Raw genomic sequence first — 20,090 nt, 5'->3', positions numbered from 1 at the left:
GGCTATTGAATTTAGGTAACAGATGTTGGCATGTGAAAAGGTGTAGTGTCAACCGTGCGCGCCTTTCCACTTCACATTTTTCCAATGTGCGTGCCGTTGCGACACGCCGCGCGCCTATAAATCGACCAGGTTCTCGAATCCACCAAAGAACATGCGCTTGCCGTCGAAAGGCACGCCGCCCGGTTTCATCATATCTTCCAGGCGGGGATCCTGCATCACCTTCTCGAGCACGGCGTCGCGGTGGCTGCGCGATTCATACACCGCCCAGGCCAGGATGACGGTCTCGCCGTCTTCCAGCTTGACGCTCTGCGGGAACGAGGTGTGCTCACCCGGCTTGACGTCGTCCGCGATCCATTCGCGGTATTCGAGCGCGCCGTGTTCGCGCCAGACCTGGCCGGCCAAGTTGGCCTGGGCGCGGTACTCGTCGATCTTCGACGTGGGCAAGGGAAGGACAAAACCGTCTACATACGCCATGATGATCTCCTGATGTGAGGTGATGCACTAAGTGATGTGTGAGGTGTTGCTGAAAGGTGTAGCTGAAATACGCGCGCGCCGCACCCGTCCCGACCGCCAGACCGCCGGCCGGGAACTGGTGAGATTACCACATGGCTTACCACAAGGGGTTGTGCGCGGGTGGGGGATTTGGCGATGGCGGCGCGGCCGCTGGCGCAGGAGCCGGCGCGATCGGCGGCGCCACCGGGGGCAATGCCTCGATGGCCGGCCGCTCGTCGAACGGCGAGGCGTCGGGCGGCACTTCCTGGCTGCCGGGCGGCAGGTCCAGCGGCTGCTCCAGGGGCGCCTGCTCGATGTCGATCGTGCGCGTCTCGCCCGCATCGATGAATTCCGGGTAGATCCAGTCGTCGCCGTCGTGCACCACGTCCTCCGGCGGCGTGCGTTCCACGGGCGGCACCTTGGCCAGCGCCACCCGCATATAGTCGATCCAGATCGGCATGGCCAGCGTCGAGCCGAACTCGCGCCCGCCCAGCGAACGCGGTTCGTCATAGCCCATCCACGACACCGCCACCACATTGCCCGCATAACCGGCGAACCAGCCGTCGACGGCGTCGTTGGTGGTGCCGGTCTTGCCGGCCAGGTCTTGTCGTCCCAGCTGTCTGGTGGCGCCGGCGGCGGTGCCGAAGCGCGCCACGTCGCGCAGCATGCTGTCGACCACGAAGGCGTTGCGCGCCGTGACCGCGCGGCTGGCTTCATCCTTCGCCGCCGGCGGCCTGGCCTCGAGGATGATGGCGCCGTTGCCGTCCTGGATCCTGGCGATCAGGTAGGGCTTGACCCGGTAGCCGCCATTGGCGAACACCGCATAGCCGCCAGCCAGCTGCAGCGGCGTGACGGCGCCGGTGCCGAGGGCCATCGTGTAGTTTTTCGGATGGCGCGCCAGGTCGAAGCCGAAGTGTTCCAGGTACTGGTGGGCGAAATCGACCGATACCGCCCGCAGCACGCGCACCGTCGGCACGTTCTTCGATTTCACCAGCGCCTGGCGCAGCGTGACCTCGCCATCGAACACGCCGTCGTCGTTCTGCGGCGTCCACGGGGTCTCCAGCGTAGCGCCGGGCAGTTCGATCGGCTCATCCAGGATGCGGGTGGTCGGCGAATAGCCTTTTTCCAGCGCCGCCGAGTACACGAAGGGCTTGATGCTCGATCCCGGCTGGCGCCAGGCCTGCGTCACGTGGTTGAATTTCTGCAGGTTGTAGTCGAAGCCGCCCACCAGCGCGTGATAGGCGCCGGTGTCGGCATCGATCGCGACGAAGGCCGCGGCCACCTGCGGCACCTGCGTGATGGCCCAGTCGCCATCCTTGTCCTTGCTGATGCGGATGATGGCGCCCGGGGTGATTTTCACTCCCTCGCGTGCCTTGGCGGACAAGGCATTGGCGGCGAACTTGAGCCCTGCGCCACGGATGGTGATGTCTTCGCCCGACAGCGTGTCGACCACCACCGCTTCGCTGCTGGCCTTGAGCACCACGGCCGGCAACAGGCCGTCGCTGCTCGGGCGCTTTTGCAGCGCGTCCACGATCGCTTCCTCGCGCTCTTCGGCATCGGGCGGCAGCTCGACGCGCGCTTCCGGGCCGCGGTAGCCATGGCGCCCGTCATATGCCAGCACGTTGCGTCGGACCGAGTCGTAGGCGGCGTTCTGCTCGGCCGCCAGGATGGTGGTGGTGACGGTGATCCCGCGCGTGTACGCTTCTTCGCCGAACTGCTGGTAGACGGCCTGGCGCGCCAGTTCGGCCACGTACTCGGCGCGGGTGTCGAACGACTGGCCGGCATCACGCTTGACGCGCAGCGGTTCGGCCAGGGCCTGGCGGTACTGAGCGTCGTCGATCTCGCCCAGTTCCAGCAGGCGCTTGAGGATGGCGTGCTGGCGCGCCTGCGCGCGCTTGGGGTTGGACACCGGATTGGTGCGCGCCGGATTCTGTGGCAGGCCGGCCAGCATCGCGGTCTCGGCCAGCGTGAGCTGGTCGAGCGTCTTGCCGAAATAGCTGCGGGCCGCGCTTGAGAAGCCATAGGAGCGCTGGCCCAGGTAGATCTGGTTCATGTACAGCTCGAGGATCTGGTCCTTGGTGAGGGAGTCCTCGATCTTGTAGGCCAGCGCGATCTCGGTGAACTTGCGCGTCAGGGTCTTCTCGTTGGTGAGGAAGAAGTTGCGCGCCACCTGCATCGTGATGGTCGAGGCGCCTTGCCGGAAGCCGCCGCGCAGGTTGGCGCGTGCCGCGCCCAGCGCGCGGATGAAGTCGATGCCGCCGTGTTCATAGAAGCGCGTGTCCTCGATGGCCAGCACGGCGGACTTCATCATGGCCGGGATCTTCGCGATCGGCACGAAGTCGCGGTGCTCGACGCCGAACTGGCCGATCAGCACATTGTCGGCCGTGTAGATCCGCAGCGGGATCTTGGGGCGGTAGTCGGTCACGGCATCGATCGGCGGCACCTTGGGCAGGATCGCGGTCGTCGCATAGACCACGGCGCCGGCGATCGGCAGCAGGATCGCGGTCGAAGCGATAAGGATGAAGGCGTGCAGGCGCTTCATGCCGAACAGGGTTTTGCTGGACTGCTTGTTGGTATCGCTCACTGCTGGACTTTCGCGGTGCGGCCCTGATGTGGGCCAGGAGCGGCCGATTATAATCCGCTTTCAATATGCACTTTCTTTCCGTTCGTGCATGTGCGATATTCTCGCTTTGGGCCCGCCGGCGGCACGGCGAGCCGCATCCGCAACGAAGGAAATCCATGCCATTCGATTCGAAACCGGCCGGCTTCAAGCCGTATATCCCCGCCACCGCCCAGCTGCCAGAAATGACCCCGCGCGCCCTGATCATGGGCGTCATCCTGGGCATGATCTTCGGCGCCTCCTCGCTCTACCTGGTGCTCAAGGTGGGCCTGACGGTCAGCGCCTCGATCCCGGTGGCGGTGATCGCGATCACCCTGTTCGGCATGGCCAAGAAGTTCGGCGCGCGCGAATCGACGATCCTCGAGAACAGCGTGGCGCAAACGGCCGGCTCGGCCGGCGAATCGCTGGCCTTCGGCCTGGGCGTGACCATGCCGGCCATCATGATCCTCGGTTTCGACCTCGAGATCTCGCGCGTGATGCTGGTCGGCGTGCTGGGCGGCCTGCTCGGCATCCTGATGATGATCCCGCTGCGCCGGACGCTGATCGTCGACCAGCACCGCGAACTCAAATACCCGGAAGGCACGGCCTGCGCCGAGGTGCTCAAGGCCGCCGCCACCGACGTCTCGCGCGAAGCCGCGGGCGAAGTGCGCGACCCGGCGACCGCGGAAGGCAGCGATGCCATGAAGACGGCGAAACGGCGCGCGATGCTGATCTTCGGCGGCTTCGGCATCGGCATCCTGTACAAAACTTTGAGCGTGTCGTTCAAGGGCTGGCGCGACACCATCAACTTCGAGTTCGGCGCGCCGCTCAAGACCGGCAGCATCGGCGCCGAGATTTCGCCCGAACTGGTGGGCGTCGGCTACATCATCGGCCCGCGCATCGCCTACACGATGGCGGCCGGCGGCGTGCTGGCCTCGTTGATGCTGGTCCCGATGATCAAGTTCTTCGGCGAGCTGGCGACCGTGCCGCTGTCGCCGGCCACGATCCCGATCCGCGACATGACAGGCGACGACATCCGCGCCTCGTACATCCTGTACATCGGCGCCGGCGCGGTGGCGGCCGGCGGCCTGATCTCGCTGGCGCGCTCGCTGCCGACAATCTGGAACGGCTTGCGCGGCGGCCTGGCCGGGGTGCGGCAGGGCTCGAAGGGCGACGAGTCGCTGCGCACCGACCGCGACATTCCGATGAAGTGGGTCGTGATCGGCTGCCTGGCCATCATCGCCATCATCTCGCTGGCCACGCCGCTGCACATGAACGTGCTGGGCGCGGTGCTGATCCTGGTGTTCGGTTTCCTGTTTGCTACCGTGTCCTCGCGCCTGACCGGCGAGATCGGCTCGTCGTCGAACCCGATCTCGGGCATGGCGGTGGCGACCCTGCTGTTTACCTGCCTGATCTTTTTGCTGATGGGCTGGACCGGCGGCCAATATTACGTGACCGCGCTGTCGGTGGGCGCCATCGTCTGCATCGCCGCCAGCAATGCCGGCACCACCTCGCAAGACCTCAAGACCGGCTACCTGGTCGGCTCCACCCCGCGCATGCAGCAGTATGCGATCCTGTGCGGCGCCTTCGCCTCGGCCCTGATCCTGGGGCCGATCCTGCTCAAGCTGAACGAAGCCGGCACCGTCTACGTGCCGGCCGCCCAGGTGGCGCCCGGCCTCACGGTCGACGCGAGGACGCTGACGGACACCGGGCAGCTGCATGGCCCGCAGGCCAAGGATGACCCGAACACCTATAAGGTCTGGCACAAGACCGACACCGTGGGCGGCCCGGCCGGCAAGTACTTCGTCGATGCGGCGGGCAAGGCGGTGTACCTGGTCGACCCGGGCATCAACGGCCATCACAGCACGCGGCCGGACGGCACTGAGGTGAAGAAGTACGATGCGCCGAAGGCGGTGCTGATGTCCTATATCATCAAGGGCATCCTGGACCGGGAACTGCCGTGGACCCTGGTGCTGTTCGGCGTGATGATCGCGATCGTGCTGGAGATGGCGGGCATCGCTTCGCTGGCATTCTCGGTCGGCGTCTACCTGCCTCTGGTGGCGACGCTGCCGATCGCGATCGGCGGCACCGTGCGCTGGCTGGCCGATCGCCGCAACAACAAGCTGCCGCAGAACGCGCACCTGAACGAAGAAGAGCGCCAGGCGGCGGGCGACCGCAGCGCGGGCGTGCTGCTGGCCTCGGGCTATATCGCCGGCGGCGCGCTGGCGGGCATCATCATCGCCATCACGGCCGGTATCTTCACCGACTTCGACGCTGCCATCGGCGCCTGGGCCAGGGTGTCGAATCCGTTCTTCGAAGGGGCGAGCGCGAACTGGCTCAGCATGATTCCGTATGGCGCCATCGTGCTGCTGCTGTGGTGGGTAGCGCGCGAGAAGGTCAAGAAGACCTAGGCGCAAACGACGACGCCGGCATTGAGCCGGCGCTGCTGTTTAAAGGGCTGTGGATCAGACGTAGGCCAGGTCGTGCTGGCGAATGGCGCTGTCGATCCAGTCGTCGGTATCGCTGAAGCGGTAGCCGAGTTCTTTCGCGCGGCTGGTGTCGAGCATCAGCGGCGTGAGCAGGTCGAACGGAGATGGGCTGCCCGCGGCGACCTTGCGCATGCGCGACGCCACGCCCAGCGCCGCCGCCACACGGCCATGCAGCTCGTAGGCCGACAGCGCGCCATCGGCCGCGGCGTTTACCGGCCCGGTAAACTCCTGGGCGCCGGCCCAGACCAGGAAGTCGGCCGCTTCGCGCGCCTCCAGGAAGGAGGTGCGCGCCTTGGCGCTGGTGTAGTGCAGGGCGGCGCCCTGGCGCACCAGGTCGACATAATGGGCCAGGCGGCCGGTGAAATCGTCCGGTCCTCCCAGCACGTGGCCGAGGCGCACGGTTACCACGGGCATGCTGCCGGCGCGGTACAGATAAGCCTCGGCCTGCACCTTGCCGGCGACATAGCTGTCGATGGCGCGCGCCGGATCGTGCCATGGGTAGGCGGTATCGATCGGCTGGGCGTCGACGTGCAGCGATTCTTCGTCGAAGGCTTGCGACTGCGGTTCCAGCGCGCGGTAGACGTCGATGGTCGAGGTCATGACGTAGCGGCCGACATTGCCGCCAAAGACGCGGCTCGAGATGGCGGCGTCCAGCGGCGAATAGCACATCTGGTCGTAGACGATATCGAACTTCACGCCGGCGAAGGCGACGCGCATGGCGTGCTCGTTGCGGCGGTCGACACGCACCCGCGTGATGCGATCGCCAAAGGGGTCCGGCGCGTAGCCGCGGGTGGCGATGGTGACGTGGTGGCCGGCCCGGACCAGGCGCTGCACCAGCAGCTTGCCGAAAAACCGGGTCCCACCGATCACGAGAATATTCTTGGGCATGGCGCTTCCTTGTGTGATCGCCACTATTTTCCTAGTGGCAGTACAATTCATCAACCGAGAAAAAGTATGGACAATGAATAAGAAAAACTTAGCCATGGATGCCAAATGAAGGCCTTGCGGAGCCTTTCGGGCCTGATCGACTTCGAGTGCGCCGCGCGCTGGGGCAGTTTCAAGCTGGCCGCGCACGAGTTGCACAAGACACCGGCCGCGGTCAGCCTCCAGGTCAAGCAGCTGGAAGAAACCATTGGGTTTGCTCTATTCGTGCGGCATCCGCGCCACATCGCCTTGACGGAGAAGGGGCAGGAGCTGGCGATCGCCACCGCCCGCATGCTGGGCGAGTTGCGCGCCAAGGTTACCGCCCTGCAGAGCGGCGACGAAGAGGCGGTGCTGCGCATCGCCACCACCCACTCGTTCGCGATCAAGTGGCTGGTGCCACGCATGCACCGTTTTACCAAGCTGTATCCGGAACTGGACATCCGGCTCGACTCGAACGATGCCCCGGTCGATCTGCACGCCGACAGCACCGACGTCGCGATCCGCTATGGCCCGGTAACGGATGGCGATCCGACGGTGCTGTTTCGCGAGCGGCTGGTGCCGGCCTACAGTCCCGAACTGCTCGCGCCAGGCCAGGCGGCGCTGACCCTGGCCGACCTGGACGAGCACCGTCTATTGATCGTGCACTCGCCCGAGGCCTGGCTGCAGCTGCTCAACGAGAACCGTGCGCTCAAGGGCGATTACGATTTCTCGCGCGCCTACAGCCATTGGGGCGTGCTGGTGCAGGCGGCGGTGGCGGGGCAGGGCGTGGCCCTGGTGCCATACGGGATCGCGTTCCAGGACATCGCTTCCGGCGCCCTGCGCCTGATCCCCTGCCGCAGCGTGCCGTTCGCGAACGGCTACCGCTTTCTCGCTAACCCGCACAAGGAACACATGCTCAAGGTGCGGCGCTTCCGCGAATGGATGGTGGCCGAGATGGCCGCCATGAGCGCACATCTCGACTACAGATAAGGGATCTTGTAGCTGGAATGAAAAACGGCGGCCCGCGGGCCGCCATTCTTGTCAGAACAGGACGTTCTTACTTCACGCCGTGCATCAGTTTCTGGATCACCGGCGCCAGCAGCAGCAGCAGCACGCCGCCGCCCAGCAGCGACCAGAAGCCGAAGCTGTAGCCGCCCAGGGCCGAGGTCACCGACATGCCGGTGTCGCCTGAGACGTGCGAAGCGAAGATGCCCGACAGGTTGTTGCCGATACCGGTCGACAGGAACCAGCCGCCCATGCCCAGGCCCACCAGGCGGGTAGGCGCCAGCTTGGTCACCATCGACAGGCCGATCGGCGACAGGCACAGTTCACCGATCGACTGGATCACGTAGACCGCGAACAGGGTCCAGAACGGGATCTTGCCGTTGTCGTTGATCAGCTGCGACAGCGCGTACATCAACAGGCCGAAGGCCAGCGCGTTGAACACCAGGCCGAGACCGAACTTGCGCGGGATCGACGGGTTCGAGTTGCGCTTGCCGAGCCACACCCAGATCGTGGCGATGATCGGCGCGAACACGATGATGGCGACCGAGTTCACCGACTGGAACCAGGCTACCGGGAAGGTCCAGTCGCCGAAGTTGCGGTCGACGATGTTATCGGCCAGGAAGGTGAACGAGCTGCCGGCCTGCTCGAAGAAGCACCAGAACAGGATGTTGAAGAAGAAGATGATCATCATGGCCCAGGTCTTGTCGCGCGCGACCTTGCCTTCGCGGATGCCTTCCATGACCAGCATCGCGGCCAGGCCGATGAACAGGATGGTCAGCAGGACCTGCAGGTTGTTGGCGCCGGCCTGCAGCAGCAGGTACATGATCGGGATCACGACCAGTGCACCGATGATCGTGAAGATCAGGCGTTTTGGATTGGCCAGGTCGCCGATCGGCGCGCCGATGCCCTTCAGGGACTTGCGGCCGACGTAGAACCAGAACAGCGAGATCAGCATGCCGATGCCCGAGGCCAGGAACACGATCTTGTACGACGGCATGGCTTCGGTGCCGAACACCTTCTCGGCCAGGATCTGGGTCAGGATCGGCGCAAAGAAGGCGCCGACGTTGATGCCCATGTAGAAGATGGTGAAGCCGGAATCGCGGCGGGTATCGTTCAGCGCATACAGCTGGCCGACCATGGTCGAGATGTTCGGTTTGAACAGGCCGTTGCCGACGATGATGGTCGCCAGGCCGAGCTTGAACACGTCATGGTTCGGGATCGAAATCATGAACAGGCCGGCCGCCATGAAGATGGCGCCGACCAGGATCGAACGCTGGTAGCCGATGACGCGGTCGGCCACGTAGCCGCCGAAGACGGCGCCGGCATACACCAGCGCGAGGTAGGAACCGTAGGTGAGGTTGGCGTCGGCCTGGCCGGCCGCATCGCCGCCGTAGAACTGGGCGACGATATAAAGCACGAGTGCCCAACGAATGCCGTAGAAAGCGAAGCGCTCCCAGAATTCGGTCATGAACAGCATCCACAGCGGTGCTGGGTGGCCCATGATCTGCTTGAATTCTGGAAGAGGTCCCTTGGCGGGTGTAGTAGCTGCACCGCTCATGCGGTTCCTCCCGAAGAAAATGTAATGACAGAGTAATAGTTATATGGAGCCATTCGACGGGCGAACATTCCAATAGGCACGCATTCTAGTGCATATTCTTCATCACAAGAAGAATTTTTCCGGATGTGTTAATGCGGTTCGAAGATGGTGCACCGCACCCTATTCTGGGGCACGCATGCACCGCCGGATTGGCGTATATTGCTTGTCAGGATAGTCTTTACACCACCATCCGTACCATCGAATAACCGAGGATAGCCAGACCATGACCCATGAAGTAGTCGATACACTCGTTTCGCCCGAAAGCCTGCAACTTGTCGATACCCTGATTTCACCCCAAGGCCGTCTCGAAGTACTGTCGAAGGCCGAGGTGTCCAAGCTGCTCGAAACCGGCAAGGCCGGCCTGTACGATGTATTCCGCAAGTGCGCGCTGGCCGTGCTCAATACCGGCAGCGACATCGACGACGGCAAGGAGCTGCTCGAGCGCTATGCGTCGTTCGAAATCAACATCATGCAGCGCGAACGCGGCATCAAGCTCGACATCCGCAATGCGCCGGGCAACGCCTTCGTCGACGGCAAGATGATCCGCGGCATCCACGAGCACCTGTTCTCGGTGCTGCGCGACATCGTGTTTGTTAATTTCGACGTCACCGACAACCCCAAATTCGACCTGACCCGCAGCGAAGGCATCACCGATGCCGTGTTCCACATCCTGCGCAACGCCAATGTACTGCAGCCGCAGCGCAATCCGAACCTGGTGGTGTGCTGGGGCGGCCACTCGATCAGCCGCATCGAATACAACTACACCAAGAAGGTCGGCTATGCGCTGGGCCTGCGCGAGATGGACATCTGCACCGGTTGCGGACCGGGCGCCATGAAGGGCCCGATGAAGGGCGCCACCATCGGCCACTCCAAGCAGCGTCTCGGCAGCGGGCGTTACCTGGGCATCTCGGAGCCGGGCATCATCGCGGCCGAATCGCCGAACCCGATCGTCAACGACCTGGTGATCATGCCGGACATCGAAAAACGTTTGGAGGCCTTCGTGCGCACCGGCCACGGCATCGTCGTGTTCCCGGGCGGCGCCGGCACCGCCGAAGAGATCCTGTACATCCTTGGCATCCTGCTCCATCCGGACAATGCCGAGATTCCGTTCCCGCTGGTGTTTACTGGCCCAGCCTCGGCGCGCGACTATTTCACCCAGATCGACGCTTTTCTCGGCGTGACCCTGGGCCAGGAGGCGCAGCGGCGTTACCAGATCATCATCGACGATCCGGACGCGGTGGCGCGCGCGATGCAGGCCGGCGTGCAAGAGGTGCGTGCCTTCCGCAAGGCCAATAGCGACGCCTATTACTACAATTGGCGGCTCAAGATCGACCACGAGTTCCAGAAGCCGTTCAAGCCGACGCACGAGAATATGCGTGGACTCGACCTGCATCGCGGAATTCCGACGCATTTGCTCGCTGCAAACCTGCGGCGTGCGTTCTCGGGCGTGGTGGCGGGGAATGTGAAGGAAGAGGGGATTCGCGCGATCGAACAGTACGGCAAGTACGAGATCAGTGGCGAAGCCGAGATCATGGGGCCGATGGATGCGCTGCTGGCGTCGTTCGTGGAGCAGAGCCGCATGAAATTGCCGGGCAAGGCGTATACGCCTTGCTATACGATCGTGCAATAAACGGCACGCTGCTCCAGCACGTCGTTCCCGCGCAGGCGGGAACCTAAGTGTTTTGCGCCGCCACTGACGTTAAACGCATTGGCTACGCAAACAAACTGGGGTCCCCGCCTGCGCGGGGACGACGTGCGAGAGGCCCGGGCCGTAGCGTCAAAGCTTTGGTCGATCGACGAAAAAAAAGCCGCCTTTCGGCGGCTTTCTTGCATCAGTCTTCCTTGCGCAAGTGCGGGAACAGCAGCACGTCGCGAATATTCGGCGAGTCGGTGATCAGCATCATCAGGCGGTCGATGCCGATGCCGCAGCCGCCGGCTGGCGGCATGCCGTATTCGAGCGCGCGGATGTAGTCGGCGTCGTAGAACATCGCCTCGTCGTCGCCCGCATCCTTGGCGGCCACCTGGGCCAGGAAGCGTGCGGCCTGGTCTTCGGGATCGTTCAGCTCCGAGAAGCCGTTGGCGATCTCGCGGCCCACCATGAACAGCTCGAAACGCTCGGTCACGCCTTCACGGGTGTCCGAGGCACGCGCCAGCGGCGAGACTTCGGCCGGGTAGTCGACGATGAAGGTCGGCTCCCACAGCAGCGCTTCGGCGGTCTCTTCGAACAGCGCCAGTTGCAGCGCGCCCAGGCCGGCGGTAGCGAACGGCTTGACGCCGAATTTCGTTTTCAGCTCAGTCTTGATGAACTCGGCGTCGTTCAGCTGCTCGGGGGTGTAGCCCGGCGCGTACTTGTCGATCGCCTCGACGATGGTCAGGCGCTGGAACGGCTTCGACAGGTCCAGCTCGCGGCCGCCGTAGCTCAGCACGGCGCTGCCCTGGGCGTCGATCGCGGCCTGGCGGATCACCTGCTCGGTGAAGTCCATGATCCACTTGTAGTCGGTGTAGGCCGCGTAGAATTCCATCATCGTGAATTCCGGGTTGTGACGGACCGACACGCCTTCATTGCGGAAGTTGCGGTTGATCTCGAACACGCGGTCGAAGCCGCCCACCACCAGGCGCTTCAGGTACAGTTCCGGCGCGATGCGCAGGTACATTTCCATGTCCAGCGCGTTGTGGTGGGTGATGAAAGGCTTGGCCGCGGCGCCGCCCGGGATCGGGTGTAGCATCGGGGTCTCGACTTCCATGAAGCCGTTCTTTTCCATGAAGCGGCGCATCGACGACATCGCGGCGGTACGCGCCTTGAAGGTGCGGCGCGTCTCTTCGTTCATGATCAGGTCGACGTAGCGCTGGCGGTACTTGGTTTCCTGGTCGGCCAGGCCGTGGAATTTGTCCGGCAGCGGGCGGATCGCCTTGGTGATCAGGCGCAGCGCGGTGACCTTGACGGTCAGTTCGTCGGTCTTGGTCTTGAAGAGCGTGCCCTCGACGCCCAGGATGTCGCCCAGGTCGTAGCTGCGCAGTGCGTCCATGGCTTCCTCGCCGGCGTTGTCGAGCGCGATGTAGACCTGGATGCGGCCCGATGCCGCCGGACCGGAGCTGTCCTGCAGGGTGGCGAAAGCGGCTTTCTTGCCCGCTTCGCGGCGCAGCATCATGCGGCCGGCCAGCACCACGGCGACCGGTTCGGCTTCCAGTTCTTCGCGGGTCTTGCCGTTATAGGTCTCGACCAGGTCCGCGGCCTTGTGCTGCGGGACGAAGTCGTTCGGGAAGGCGACGCCTTTTTCGCGGATCGCACCCAGCTTGGCGCGGCGCTCGGCCATGATCTTGTTTTCATCAAGAGCCTGCAGCGGACTCTGTTCTTGGTTTTCGGTGGTCATATTGTGTGATTCTAGTCTTGGTGGATTCAGGCCAGCAGGGTCTCAACGTCCAGCTGCGTGAAATCGTTGACGATGGCGATGACGTTGTCGAACTCGGCGAAGGCCTCGGCCGGCAGGGTGGTGGTGAGCACCACCGCGCGCATGCCGGCGCGGCGCGCCGCTTCCACGCCCAGCGGCGCGTCCTCGAACACGATGCACTGGGCCGGCATCGTCTCGCAGCGGTCTGCCGCCTTCAGGAAGACGTCCGGATGCGGCTTGCCGCGCGGGACGTCGACCGTGCCGACCACCACCGCGTCAAAGCGCCGGTGCAGGTCCATTTCGTCGAGGATGAAGCTGGCGCTGCCCGGCGAGGCCGAGGTGGCCACCGCCAGTTTCCAGCCACGGGCGGCGCCCGCCTCGATAAAAGCGTCGAAGCCGGGCAGGGTGCTGCGGTGCGGGGCATACAGCTCGCGGTACAGCACTTCCTTCTCGTGGTTCAGGGTCGCCAGTTCGTCATCGGTGAGTTCCTCACCCATGTAGTGACGCAGGATTTCCTTGCCCTGGCGGCCGGCCGTGTCACGGAAGAAGGCATCGGGCTCGATGGCTTTCCCGCGCCGCGCGAAGAAGGTGATCCACGCCTGGGTGTGGAAGTCCATATTGTCGACGATGGTGCCATCCATGTCGAAGATCAGCGCGCGCTCGGGTGTGGTCATCGGGTTCTACCTTGTTAGACGTTCTGCTTGAGGGATGCGGAGATGAAATCGTCCAGATCGCCGTCGAGCACGTTCTTGGTATTGCCCGTTTCGAAGCCGGTGCGCAAGTCCTTGATGCGCGACTGGTCGAGCACGTAGGAGCGGATCTGGTGGCCCCAGCCGACGTCGGTCTTGGAGTCTTCCAGTTTCTGCTGCTCGCTCATGCGGTTACGCAGTTCGAGCTCGTACAGCTTCGCACGCAGCATGTCCCAGGCCTCGGCCTTGTTGCGGTGCTGCGATCGGTCATTCTGGCACTGGACGACGATACCCGATGGGCCGTGCGTCAGGCGCACCGCAGAATCGGTCTTGTTGATGTGCTGACCGCCGGCGCCCGAGGCGCGGTAGGTGTCGATGCGCACGTCGGCCGGGTTGATCTCGATCTCGATCGAGTCGTCCACTTCGGGATACACGAACAGCGAGGTGAACGAGGTGTGGCGGCCGTTGGCCGAGTCGAACGGCGACTTGCGCACCAAACGGTGCACGCCGGTCTCGGTGCGCAGGTGGCCATAGGCGTACTCGCCGTCGACCTTGATGGTGGCGGTCTTGATGCCCGCGACCTCGCCCTCGGACTGTTCGAGGATCTCGGCCTTGAAGCCCTTGCGTTCGCAGTAGCGCAGGTATTGACGCAGCAGCATCGAGGCCCAGTCCTGGGCTTCGGTGCCGCCGGCGCCGGCCTGGATGTCGATGAAGCAGCTGGCATGGTCCATCGGGTTGCTGAACATGCGGCGAAATTCCATCGCCTCAATGATCTTCTGGACGGCTTCGAGGTCGGCGGACACCGCTTCGATGGTGTCGTCATCGCCTTCCTCGCGCGCCATGTCGAACAGGTCGCGGGCGTCGGCCAGGTCGGCCTTGGCCTTCTCGAGCACGTGCACGACGCCTTCCAGCGCCTTCTTCTCTTTGCCCATTTCCTGGGCTTTCTTCTGGTCGTTCCAGATGGAAGGGTCTTCCATCTCCTGGTTGACCTGTTCTAGTTTCTCCGACTTCTTATCGAAGTCAAAGATACCTCCGAAGTTCGGCCTCACGACCCGTCAGGTCGTTCAGCAGGGCGGAAATGGCGTTGATGCGTTCGGCTTCCATGGTCTCGGCAGTCTCATTAGTTGGTTGAATCGAACCGGGGATTATACCTGACGACTGCGCCGACGAAGCCGTATGGATTGCCACGCCGGTAGCCGCTGCCGTATCATCGGCCCCGTCTCGTTTCCAGAACTTCTCATGAAACCCTCCTTGCGTTACCAAATTGGCATGGCCTTCGCGCCGCTGCTTCTCATCCTTCCCGTCCACGCTGCCCAGGCCCCGAGCGGTTCGACCGCCGTGCTGGCGGTGCTCGAGACGTCCGACCTGCACTCGAACGTGGTCGGCTACGACTACTACAAGCTGGCCCCGGACGCCTCGATCGGCTTCGACCGCACTGCCACGCTCATCCGCCAGGCGCGCAAGGAATTCGCCAACACGCTGCTGCTCGACAATGGCGACACGATCCAGGGCACGGCCTTCGCCGACTACCAGGCGCTCGTGAAACCGCCGGGCTGCGAGCAGGTGCTGGGTATCTATAAAATCATGAACGCGCTCGGCTACGAGGGCGGCACGATGGGCAACCACGAGTTCAACTACGGCCTGCCTTTCCTGAACCAGATCACCGGCAGCAGCTTCAAGGTCAAGGACGTCGCGCCGCAGGCCAAGCCCTGCGCCGGGCCGAATTTCCCTATCGTGCTGGCCAATATCCACAGCCTGCAGACGAACCAGCCGCTGTTCGCGCCCTACAAGATCATCGACAAAAAGATCGTCGCGACCGGCAAGGACGGCAAGCGGGTCGAGAGCACCGTCAAGGTGGGCATCATCGGCTTCACGCCGCCGGACATCATGTCGTGGGACAAGCGCTGGCTCGAGGGCCGCGTCAAGCCGGTCGACGTCAAGGCCAGCGCCGAGCGCTACATCCCCGAGATGCGCAAGAAGGGCGCCGAGCTGGTCGTGGTGCTGGGCCATGCGGGCCTGGATGACGCCACCTATTCGCCGACGATGGAAAACACCAACTGGCACCTGGCCAAGGTGCCGGGAGTCGACGTGGTGTTGATGGGCCACGCGCACCAGCTGTTCCCGAACAAGGACAGCACGGTCGGTCAGTTCAACCTGCCGGGCGTGGACAAGGTACGCGGCCTGGTGCACGGCGTGCCGGCCGTGATGCCGAGCCAGTGGGGCAAACATCTGGGCGTGGTCCAGCTGCACCTCAAGTCGGACGGCAAGCGCTGGACGGTCGAGAAGGACAAGACCGTGGTTCAAGCGCGTTCGACCCAGACCGCGCCGAAGACCTTCGTCGAGCCGGATGCTGAAGTGACGGCCTTGGTGCGCGCCGAGCACGAGGCGACCATCGCCTACGTCAAGACGCCTGTCGGCCGTTCGGCTTTCCGCATGACGACGTATTTCGCCGACGTCGGCGATCCATCGGCGCTGGAAGTGGTCAACCGCGCCCAGGCCGAGTACGTCAGCAAGTACGTCCAGGCCAATCTGCCGCAGTACGCCAAGCTGCCGGTGTTGTCGGTAACCGCGCCATTCAAGGCTGGCTTTCCGACCGTGGCCGATTACACCGACGTGCCGGCCGGCGACCTCGCCTTGAACAACGCGGCCGACCTGTACCTGTTCCCGAACTCGCTGTATGCGGTGAAGGTCGACGGCGCGGGCCTGAAGGCCTGGCTGGAAACGGCGGCGGGGCGCTTCAATACCATCGATCCTGCGAAGCTGGAGGCGCAGGAGCTTGTCAACAGCCGCTTTCCGAGTTTTAACTTCGACACTATCACCTCGCCCGACGTGAGCTACGAGATCGACGTGACGCGCGCGCCGGGTGACCGCATCCGCAAGCTGTCCTACCAGGGCAAACCGGTCGAGGCCAAGCAGGAATTCCTGGTGGCGACCAATAACTACCGCGCCAGCGGCGGTGGCGGCTTCCCGGGCCTGAATGGCAGCAATGTGGTGCTGGCTTCGCCCGACAATAACCGCGATATCCTGATCGACTACATCCGCAATGCGAAGGAACTGAGCCGCAAGACCCAGGGCGCGGCGCGCAGCTGGCGTTTTGCGCAAGTAAAGACGGCCGGGCCGGTGGTGTTCCATTCGGCGCCGGACCTGGTCGGGCTGGCGCGGGAGGCGGGGATCGACAACGTCAGCCAGTTGAAGGCGGACGATGGTAGTGGCAAGGGCACCGCGCTGTATGCGGTGGACCTGTCGAAGTAAATCGTTACCCGTCGCACGTCGTTCCCGCGAAGGCGGGGACCCAAGTTTGCTGGCGGTTTGCCTGCTTCAAGCGCAGCGGTGACGCTGATGACTTGGGTCCCCGCCTTCGCGGGGACGACGTATTTAATGCAGCTGCTTCGTTCAATGCAGCTGCTCCGTTCAATGCAGCTGTTTCTTCTTCGCCTGCACCAGCACGAACGGGCTCACCACCGACGCCCACAACACCTCATCCGCCTCCAGCCAGCCCTGCGCCTGCGCATCGCTGACCTTGGCCACGCTGCCTTCGGTCATCCAGCGCGCGACGCTCTCGCGGTCGTCGTGGGCGACGCGCAGGGCGACGTCGATCAGGTCCAGCGCTTCGCTGACCCAGATCACCGAGCCGCTCGCGAAGTGGCGTTCCAGCTCGCTCCATTTGACGCGGCCGGTTTCGCGGTTGATCTTGTCGTGCAGTTCGGTGTCGTTCTCGGGTTTGGTTTTCATCGTGCATCTGTTCAAAGAATCTCGACCGCAGGATGCGGCGAACCCGCCCATGTTAACCGATAGGTCTGCGCCTTGCGCACATTGCCGACCAGCGCCGGCCGAAAGCACACCAGGCAGGTGCCGCCCGGATGCCGCACGCTCGGGTAGATGACGCCCATCGATCCGCCGTCGAGCAACTCGTTCGCCAGCGCCTGCGAAGCGACGTAGCTGCGCGGGTCGAGACAGTCCTCATAGGCGGCGATGCCGCGCACGTCATGGAAGCTGGCGCTGAAATCGGCCAGCAGGCATTGGTAGGTAACGCTGTCGTCGAAGCGGTCGATCTCGGCATATTCCACCGTCTTGTGGAAGATGACCTCGGCCAGCGAGGTCGCGGCGTCGAAGCCGCAATACCAGGCGCCACGGTCGCCGTCGTTGAAGCGGCTGCCCTCGGGCCGCGCATAGGTAAAGGCGGCATTGATGATGCGGAAGTTCGGCACGCCGAACACCAGCTCGTCCACGCCGATGCCCGGCAACAGCCCGGACTCTCCGCGCAGGCGGTCGTTGGTGGCGTTATCGAGGTCGAACAGGTCGCGCAGCACGTCGTCGCCCTCGGCCAGCGGCGCCAGCACCGAGTCTTCCATATCGGCGAAGCGCGAGGGGATCAGGCGACAGGTGTCGTTCTGGCGCAGGGGCGTCAGCCGTGGCCGCAGATTACCCATCGATTACAGGCCGCCGCGCCGGGCATCGAGCAGGCGGCGCACGCTCTGCATCGCGAGCAGGCCGCCGCCGAGCATGAAGGCGAGCGGCGTGCGGCCGGCGAAGATCGGGTTGGTGTTGGGCAGCTGGACCCATTCGTCGGCCAACTGGTCGCCATACAGGATGTGCAGGCTTTTATAGATGCCGAGCAGGTAGGAGATGCGGGTGATGCGGTCGACTTCGAGCAGCCGGTCGGGGTTTTTCTTCCAGTCGTAGAAGGCCGAGGACGACAGGCCGCCGATCAGTTCGCGCGCATCCTCGTCGCGCAGCTTCCAGGCGGTCGCCAGCCGGAAGAAGCCCTTCAGGGCAGATTGCGACAAGCGCTCGCGCTCGGCCCGCGAATTGAGGTCGACCAGCGTCGCCGGCTCGAAGCGGCTCTTGGGATAGGCATAGGCAAGACTCATGATTCCTCCGGTTCAGGAGTATTTATACTCCGCTTAAGGATAGCGTGCAAGGGGCGGTTGTCAAGCGCGCCCGTGCATGACAGAATCGTTCAATTGCCAAACAGCAAAGTTTTCCTCTCACCGTATGCGCCTCAGCTCGCTTTCCTTGATTGTCATCTGCCTCGTTGCCGCCATCGCCGCCGGCCGCGCGCGGGTGTCGCATGACGACTTGCGCAACCAGGTGCTGGCCCACGAGCGCGCCTTCGCCGCCACCATGGCGGCGCGCGACTTCGAGGGTTTCGGGCGCTACCTGTCGCGCGACGCGGTGTTCATGACGGGGGCGGATGCGCAGCGCGGCAAGGAGGCGGTACTGGCAGCCTGGCGCCACTACTACGACGGCCGCCAGCCGCCGTTCTCGTGGGAGCCGGAGCAGGTGGAGGTGGTCGAGTCGGGTACGCTCGCCTACAGCACCGGCTCGATCCGCGATGCGGCCGGGCGCCGGATCGGTACTTTCAATTCCGTATGGCGGCTCGAGGCGCCGGGGCGTTGGGCCGTCGTGTTCGATCGCGGGTGCGACTGCAGGAACCAGCCGCGCTGACATGGCGTCAGGCGCCCCGGGGCGCCGCGGCCGCAATGGGAAACACCCGGTCATACGCCAGGTTGAACAGGAAGCCGTACACCAGGTAGAAGGTGACGATGGCCAGGTCCATCAGCAACGCCGCCCACAGCCCGATGCCGAGGTACCAGGCAATCAGCGGGATCAGCATCGCGACCAGCCCCGCCTCGAACAGGAAAGTATGCGCGACCCGGATCGCCATCGTCTTGTCGACGCTGCCGCGCAGGCGCAGCATGGCCCGGTCGAATCCCATATTGAACACAAAGTTCCAGACGGTGGCGATGGTGGCGGAGGCGACGCCGATCACGCCCATGTGGTCGACCGGCTGGTCGAACAGGGCGGCCGATCCGGGAACGAAAATGGCAAGGGCGACGGCTTCGAACAGGAGCGCGTGCCGAACGCGGTCGCGGAAAGTGCGCATATAAAACATCCTCTGTGCTGACGTGGGGGCCGCATCATGGCACACACGATAAATATATGCACAGAGGAAAAATCGAGGCATCATGCTTCAAATATGAAACACACCAATTGGGACGACTTGCGCCTGCTGCTGCTGATCGTGCAGGAAGGCGCCTTGCGCAGCGCGGCGCGCAAGGCTGGACTGAGTCCGGCGACGCTGTCGCGCCGGCTCGACGACCTCGAACAAGCGCTTGGACAAAAGGTGGTCGAGCGTTTCCAGGGCGGCTGCGTGCCGACCGCGTTCGGCGCCGGCATCATCGCCTGGGCTGGCCAGATGGGCGAGATCGCGCTGGAAATCGAGCGCACCCGCGACCGGCAGGATGCGCATGCGGCCTCGGGTATTGTTCGCATCAATACCGATGAGTGGCTGTCGTATTTCCTGACGACCCGCTTTGCGCGCTTCCACGACCGCTACCCCAACGTCGAGGTCGAGATCGTGACCTCGCACCGGCCCTACAGCCTGGCGCAGCGCGAGGCGGACATCGCGATCCGGCCTTTCCGGCCCGAACAGCTCGACCTGGTCACGCGCCGCCTCGGGGCCTTGTCTTTCGGCCTGTATTGCAGCCGCGAGGTGGCGGCGCGCCACGCGGACGCGCTGGCGCGGCGCGATTGGGCCAGCCTGCCATTCGTCGGTTTCGATGAGCCGCGCGCGGAATTCCAGTCCGACCGCTGGCTGCGCGCGCTGCCTGGGGCGCCGGCGCCGTGGATGCGCTGCAGTTACGGGCTCGGGATCCTGGATGGCGTGGCGCACGGCGCCGGCCTTGGTGTGCTGGCGACCTTTCTGGCCACCGATCAGCAAAACCTGGTCGCTGCGATCCCCCATATCCCTGAACTGGACCAGGATATCTGGCTGTCGATGCACAGCGGTCTTCGCACGAGCGCGCGCATCCGGGCGGTGGTGGATTTCATGGGGGAGGTGTTCAGCGAATATCGCCAGGGCGGCGGCTAATCGAACGCTGAGGCTGCGCGGGTCGGCGCGATGGCGCGCCGACCCGGAGAACT

Annotated in this window: 17 protein-coding genes; 6 read left to right on the top strand and 11 right to left on the bottom strand. The window is 64.2% G+C overall.

Features of this window, described 5'->3' with window-relative positions; genetic code table 11:
* Positions 1-114: 114 nt before the first annotated feature.
* The gene (locus AC3A6F_RS15615) at positions 115-474 is read right to left on the bottom strand and encodes a DUF1428 domain-containing protein (RefSeq protein ID WP_487682246.1); all 360 of its coding nucleotides are present in this window, start codon (positions 472-474) and stop codon (positions 115-117) included.
* A 136-nt stretch (positions 475-610) separates the two neighbouring features.
* Positions 611-3,034, bottom strand: a complete 2,424-nt coding sequence (locus tag AC3A6F_RS15610; protein WP_487682831.1) for a penicillin-binding protein 1A — start codon at positions 3,032-3,034, stop codon at positions 611-613.
* Positions 3,035-3,231: 197 nt separating this feature from the next.
* Between AC3A6F_RS15610 and AC3A6F_RS15605 the strand changes: the two genes are divergently transcribed.
* The gene (locus AC3A6F_RS15605; protein WP_487682244.1) at positions 3,232-5,502 is read left to right on the top strand and encodes an OPT family oligopeptide transporter; all 2,271 of its coding nucleotides are present in this window, start codon (positions 3,232-3,234) and stop codon (positions 5,500-5,502) included.
* 54 nt (positions 5,503-5,556) lie between these two features.
* On the opposite strand, the gene AC3A6F_RS15600 is transcribed toward AC3A6F_RS15605, so the two are convergent.
* Positions 5,557-6,468 (bottom strand): NAD-dependent epimerase/dehydratase family protein, encoded by a 912-nt coding sequence (locus AC3A6F_RS15600; RefSeq protein WP_487682242.1) that lies wholly within the window; start codon positions 6,466-6,468, stop codon positions 5,557-5,559.
* 105 nt (positions 6,469-6,573) lie between these two features.
* On the opposite strand from AC3A6F_RS15600, the gene AC3A6F_RS15595 reads away from it, so the two are divergent.
* Positions 6,574-7,473: a LysR substrate-binding domain-containing protein gene (locus AC3A6F_RS15595; RefSeq protein WP_487682239.1), complete on the top strand. Its 900-nt coding sequence runs from the start codon at positions 6,574-6,576 to the stop codon at positions 7,471-7,473.
* 67 nt (positions 7,474-7,540) lie between these two features.
* On the opposite strand, the gene AC3A6F_RS15590 is transcribed toward AC3A6F_RS15595, so the two are convergent.
* The gene (locus AC3A6F_RS15590; protein ID WP_487682237.1) at positions 7,541-9,046 is read right to left on the bottom strand and encodes a peptide MFS transporter; all 1,506 of its coding nucleotides are present in this window, start codon (positions 9,044-9,046) and stop codon (positions 7,541-7,543) included.
* A gap of 262 nt (positions 9,047-9,308) precedes the next feature.
* Between AC3A6F_RS15590 and ppnN the strand changes: the two genes are divergently transcribed.
* A complete protein-coding gene (ppnN, locus tag AC3A6F_RS15585) occupies positions 9,309-10,715 on the top strand; it encodes a nucleotide 5'-monophosphate nucleosidase PpnN (protein ID WP_487682235.1) in 1,407 nt (468 codons plus the stop codon).
* 202 nt (positions 10,716-10,917) lie between these two features.
* Here ppnN and lysS read toward each other — a convergent pair whose 3' ends face one another.
* From lysS to prfB, 3 genes are all read right to left on the bottom strand, one after another.
* Positions 10,918-12,456: a lysine--tRNA ligase gene (gene lysS, locus AC3A6F_RS15580; RefSeq protein WP_487682233.1), complete on the bottom strand. Its 1,539-nt coding sequence runs from the start codon at positions 12,454-12,456 to the stop codon at positions 10,918-10,920.
* A 26-nt stretch (positions 12,457-12,482) separates the two neighbouring features.
* Complete coding sequence (locus AC3A6F_RS15575; RefSeq protein ID WP_487682231.1) at positions 12,483-13,148, bottom strand: HAD family hydrolase; 666 nt, start codon at positions 13,146-13,148, stop codon at positions 12,483-12,485.
* Between the two features lie 14 nt (positions 13,149-13,162).
* A protein-coding gene (prfB, locus tag AC3A6F_RS15570; RefSeq protein WP_487682229.1) for a peptide chain release factor 2 occupies positions 13,163-14,267 on the bottom strand; the annotation gives its coding sequence in 2 pieces (ribosomal slippage) (positions 13,163-14,185 and positions 14,187-14,267; 1,104 coding nt in all).
* Between the two features lie 165 nt (positions 14,268-14,432).
* Here prfB and AC3A6F_RS15565 point away from each other — a divergent pair.
* Positions 14,433-16,415, top strand: coding sequence for a bifunctional 2',3'-cyclic-nucleotide 2'-phosphodiesterase/3'-nucleotidase (locus tag AC3A6F_RS15565; RefSeq protein ID WP_487682829.1), 1,983 nt, complete (start codon positions 14,433-14,435; stop codon positions 16,413-16,415).
* A gap of 159 nt (positions 16,416-16,574) precedes the next feature.
* On the opposite strand, the gene AC3A6F_RS15560 is transcribed toward AC3A6F_RS15565, so the two are convergent.
* Genes AC3A6F_RS15560 through AC3A6F_RS15550 form a run of 3 tightly spaced genes read right to left on the bottom strand, consistent with a single transcriptional unit; the run spans position 16,575 to position 18,034 of the window.
* On the bottom strand, positions 16,575-16,895 hold the full coding sequence (locus tag AC3A6F_RS15560) for a DUF2288 domain-containing protein (RefSeq protein ID WP_487682227.1): 321 nt from the start codon (positions 16,893-16,895) through the stop codon (positions 16,575-16,577).
* Positions 16,896-16,906: 11 nt separating this feature from the next.
* Complete coding sequence (locus AC3A6F_RS15555; protein ID WP_487682225.1) at positions 16,907-17,593, bottom strand: RES domain-containing protein; 687 nt, start codon at positions 17,591-17,593, stop codon at positions 16,907-16,909.
* 3 nt (positions 17,594-17,596) lie between these two features.
* Complete coding sequence (locus AC3A6F_RS15550) at positions 17,597-18,034, bottom strand: antitoxin Xre/MbcA/ParS toxin-binding domain-containing protein (protein WP_487682223.1); 438 nt, start codon at positions 18,032-18,034, stop codon at positions 17,597-17,599.
* A gap of 145 nt (positions 18,035-18,179) precedes the next feature.
* On the opposite strand from AC3A6F_RS15550, the gene AC3A6F_RS15545 reads away from it, so the two are divergent.
* Positions 18,180-18,611, top strand: a complete 432-nt coding sequence (locus AC3A6F_RS15545) for a YybH family protein (RefSeq protein ID WP_487682221.1) — start codon at positions 18,180-18,182, stop codon at positions 18,609-18,611.
* Between the two features lie 7 nt (positions 18,612-18,618).
* Here the strand turns inward: AC3A6F_RS15545 and AC3A6F_RS15540 are convergent, their stop codons facing one another.
* Positions 18,619-19,050, bottom strand: a complete 432-nt coding sequence (locus AC3A6F_RS15540) for a PACE efflux transporter (RefSeq protein ID WP_487682219.1) — start codon at positions 19,048-19,050, stop codon at positions 18,619-18,621.
* A gap of 93 nt (positions 19,051-19,143) precedes the next feature.
* Here AC3A6F_RS15540 and AC3A6F_RS15535 point away from each other — a divergent pair, with 93 nt between their 5' ends.
* On the top strand, positions 19,144-20,037 hold the full coding sequence (locus AC3A6F_RS15535) for a LysR family transcriptional regulator (protein WP_487682217.1): 894 nt from the start codon (positions 19,144-19,146) through the stop codon (positions 20,035-20,037).
* Positions 20,038-20,090: the final 53 nt, after the last annotated feature.

The sequence above is a fragment of the Massilia sp. Soil_C_3 genome, assembly GCF_057657035.1.
The sequence above is the reverse complement of the archived record's forward strand: the minus strand, read 5'-3'. Positions and strand labels throughout refer to the sequence as shown.

Excerpts from the sequence above, each read along its gene's own strand:
- AC3A6F_RS15615 (WP_487682246.1), bottom strand. The coding sequence starts at position 474 with ATGGCGTATGTAGACGGTTTTGTCCTTCCCTTGCCCACGTCGAAGATC.
- AC3A6F_RS15610 (WP_487682831.1), bottom strand. The coding sequence starts at position 3,034 with ATGAAGCGCCTGCACGCCTTCATCCTTATCGCTTCGACCGCGATCCTG.
- AC3A6F_RS15605 (WP_487682244.1), top strand. The coding sequence starts at position 3,232 with ATGCCATTCGATTCGAAACCGGCCGGCTTCAAGCCGTATATCCCCGCC.
- AC3A6F_RS15600 (WP_487682242.1), bottom strand. The coding sequence starts at position 6,468 with ATGCCCAAGAATATTCTCGTGATCGGTGGGACCCGGTTTTTCGGCAAG.
- AC3A6F_RS15595 (WP_487682239.1), top strand. The coding sequence starts at position 6,574 with ATGAAGGCCTTGCGGAGCCTTTCGGGCCTGATCGACTTCGAGTGCGCC.
- AC3A6F_RS15590 (WP_487682237.1), bottom strand. The coding sequence starts at position 9,046 with ATGAGCGGTGCAGCTACTACACCCGCCAAGGGACCTCTTCCAGAATTC.
- ppnN (WP_487682235.1), top strand. The coding sequence starts at position 9,309 with ATGACCCATGAAGTAGTCGATACACTCGTTTCGCCCGAAAGCCTGCAA.
- lysS (WP_487682233.1), bottom strand. The coding sequence starts at position 12,456 with ATGACCACCGAAAACCAAGAACAGAGTCCGCTGCAGGCTCTTGATGAA.
- AC3A6F_RS15575 (WP_487682231.1), bottom strand. The coding sequence starts at position 13,148 with ATGACCACACCCGAGCGCGCGCTGATCTTCGACATGGATGGCACCATC.
- AC3A6F_RS15565 (WP_487682829.1), top strand. The coding sequence starts at position 14,433 with ATGGCCTTCGCGCCGCTGCTTCTCATCCTTCCCGTCCACGCTGCCCAG.
- AC3A6F_RS15560 (WP_487682227.1), bottom strand. The coding sequence starts at position 16,895 with ATGAAAACCAAACCCGAGAACGACACCGAACTGCACGACAAGATCAAC.
- AC3A6F_RS15555 (WP_487682225.1), bottom strand. The coding sequence starts at position 17,593 with ATGGGTAATCTGCGGCCACGGCTGACGCCCCTGCGCCAGAACGACACC.
- AC3A6F_RS15550 (WP_487682223.1), bottom strand. The coding sequence starts at position 18,034 with ATGAGTCTTGCCTATGCCTATCCCAAGAGCCGCTTCGAGCCGGCGACG.
- AC3A6F_RS15540 (WP_487682219.1), bottom strand. The coding sequence starts at position 19,050 with ATGCGCACTTTCCGCGACCGCGTTCGGCACGCGCTCCTGTTCGAAGCC.
- AC3A6F_RS15535 (WP_487682217.1), top strand. The coding sequence starts at position 19,144 with ATGAAACACACCAATTGGGACGACTTGCGCCTGCTGCTGCTGATCGTG.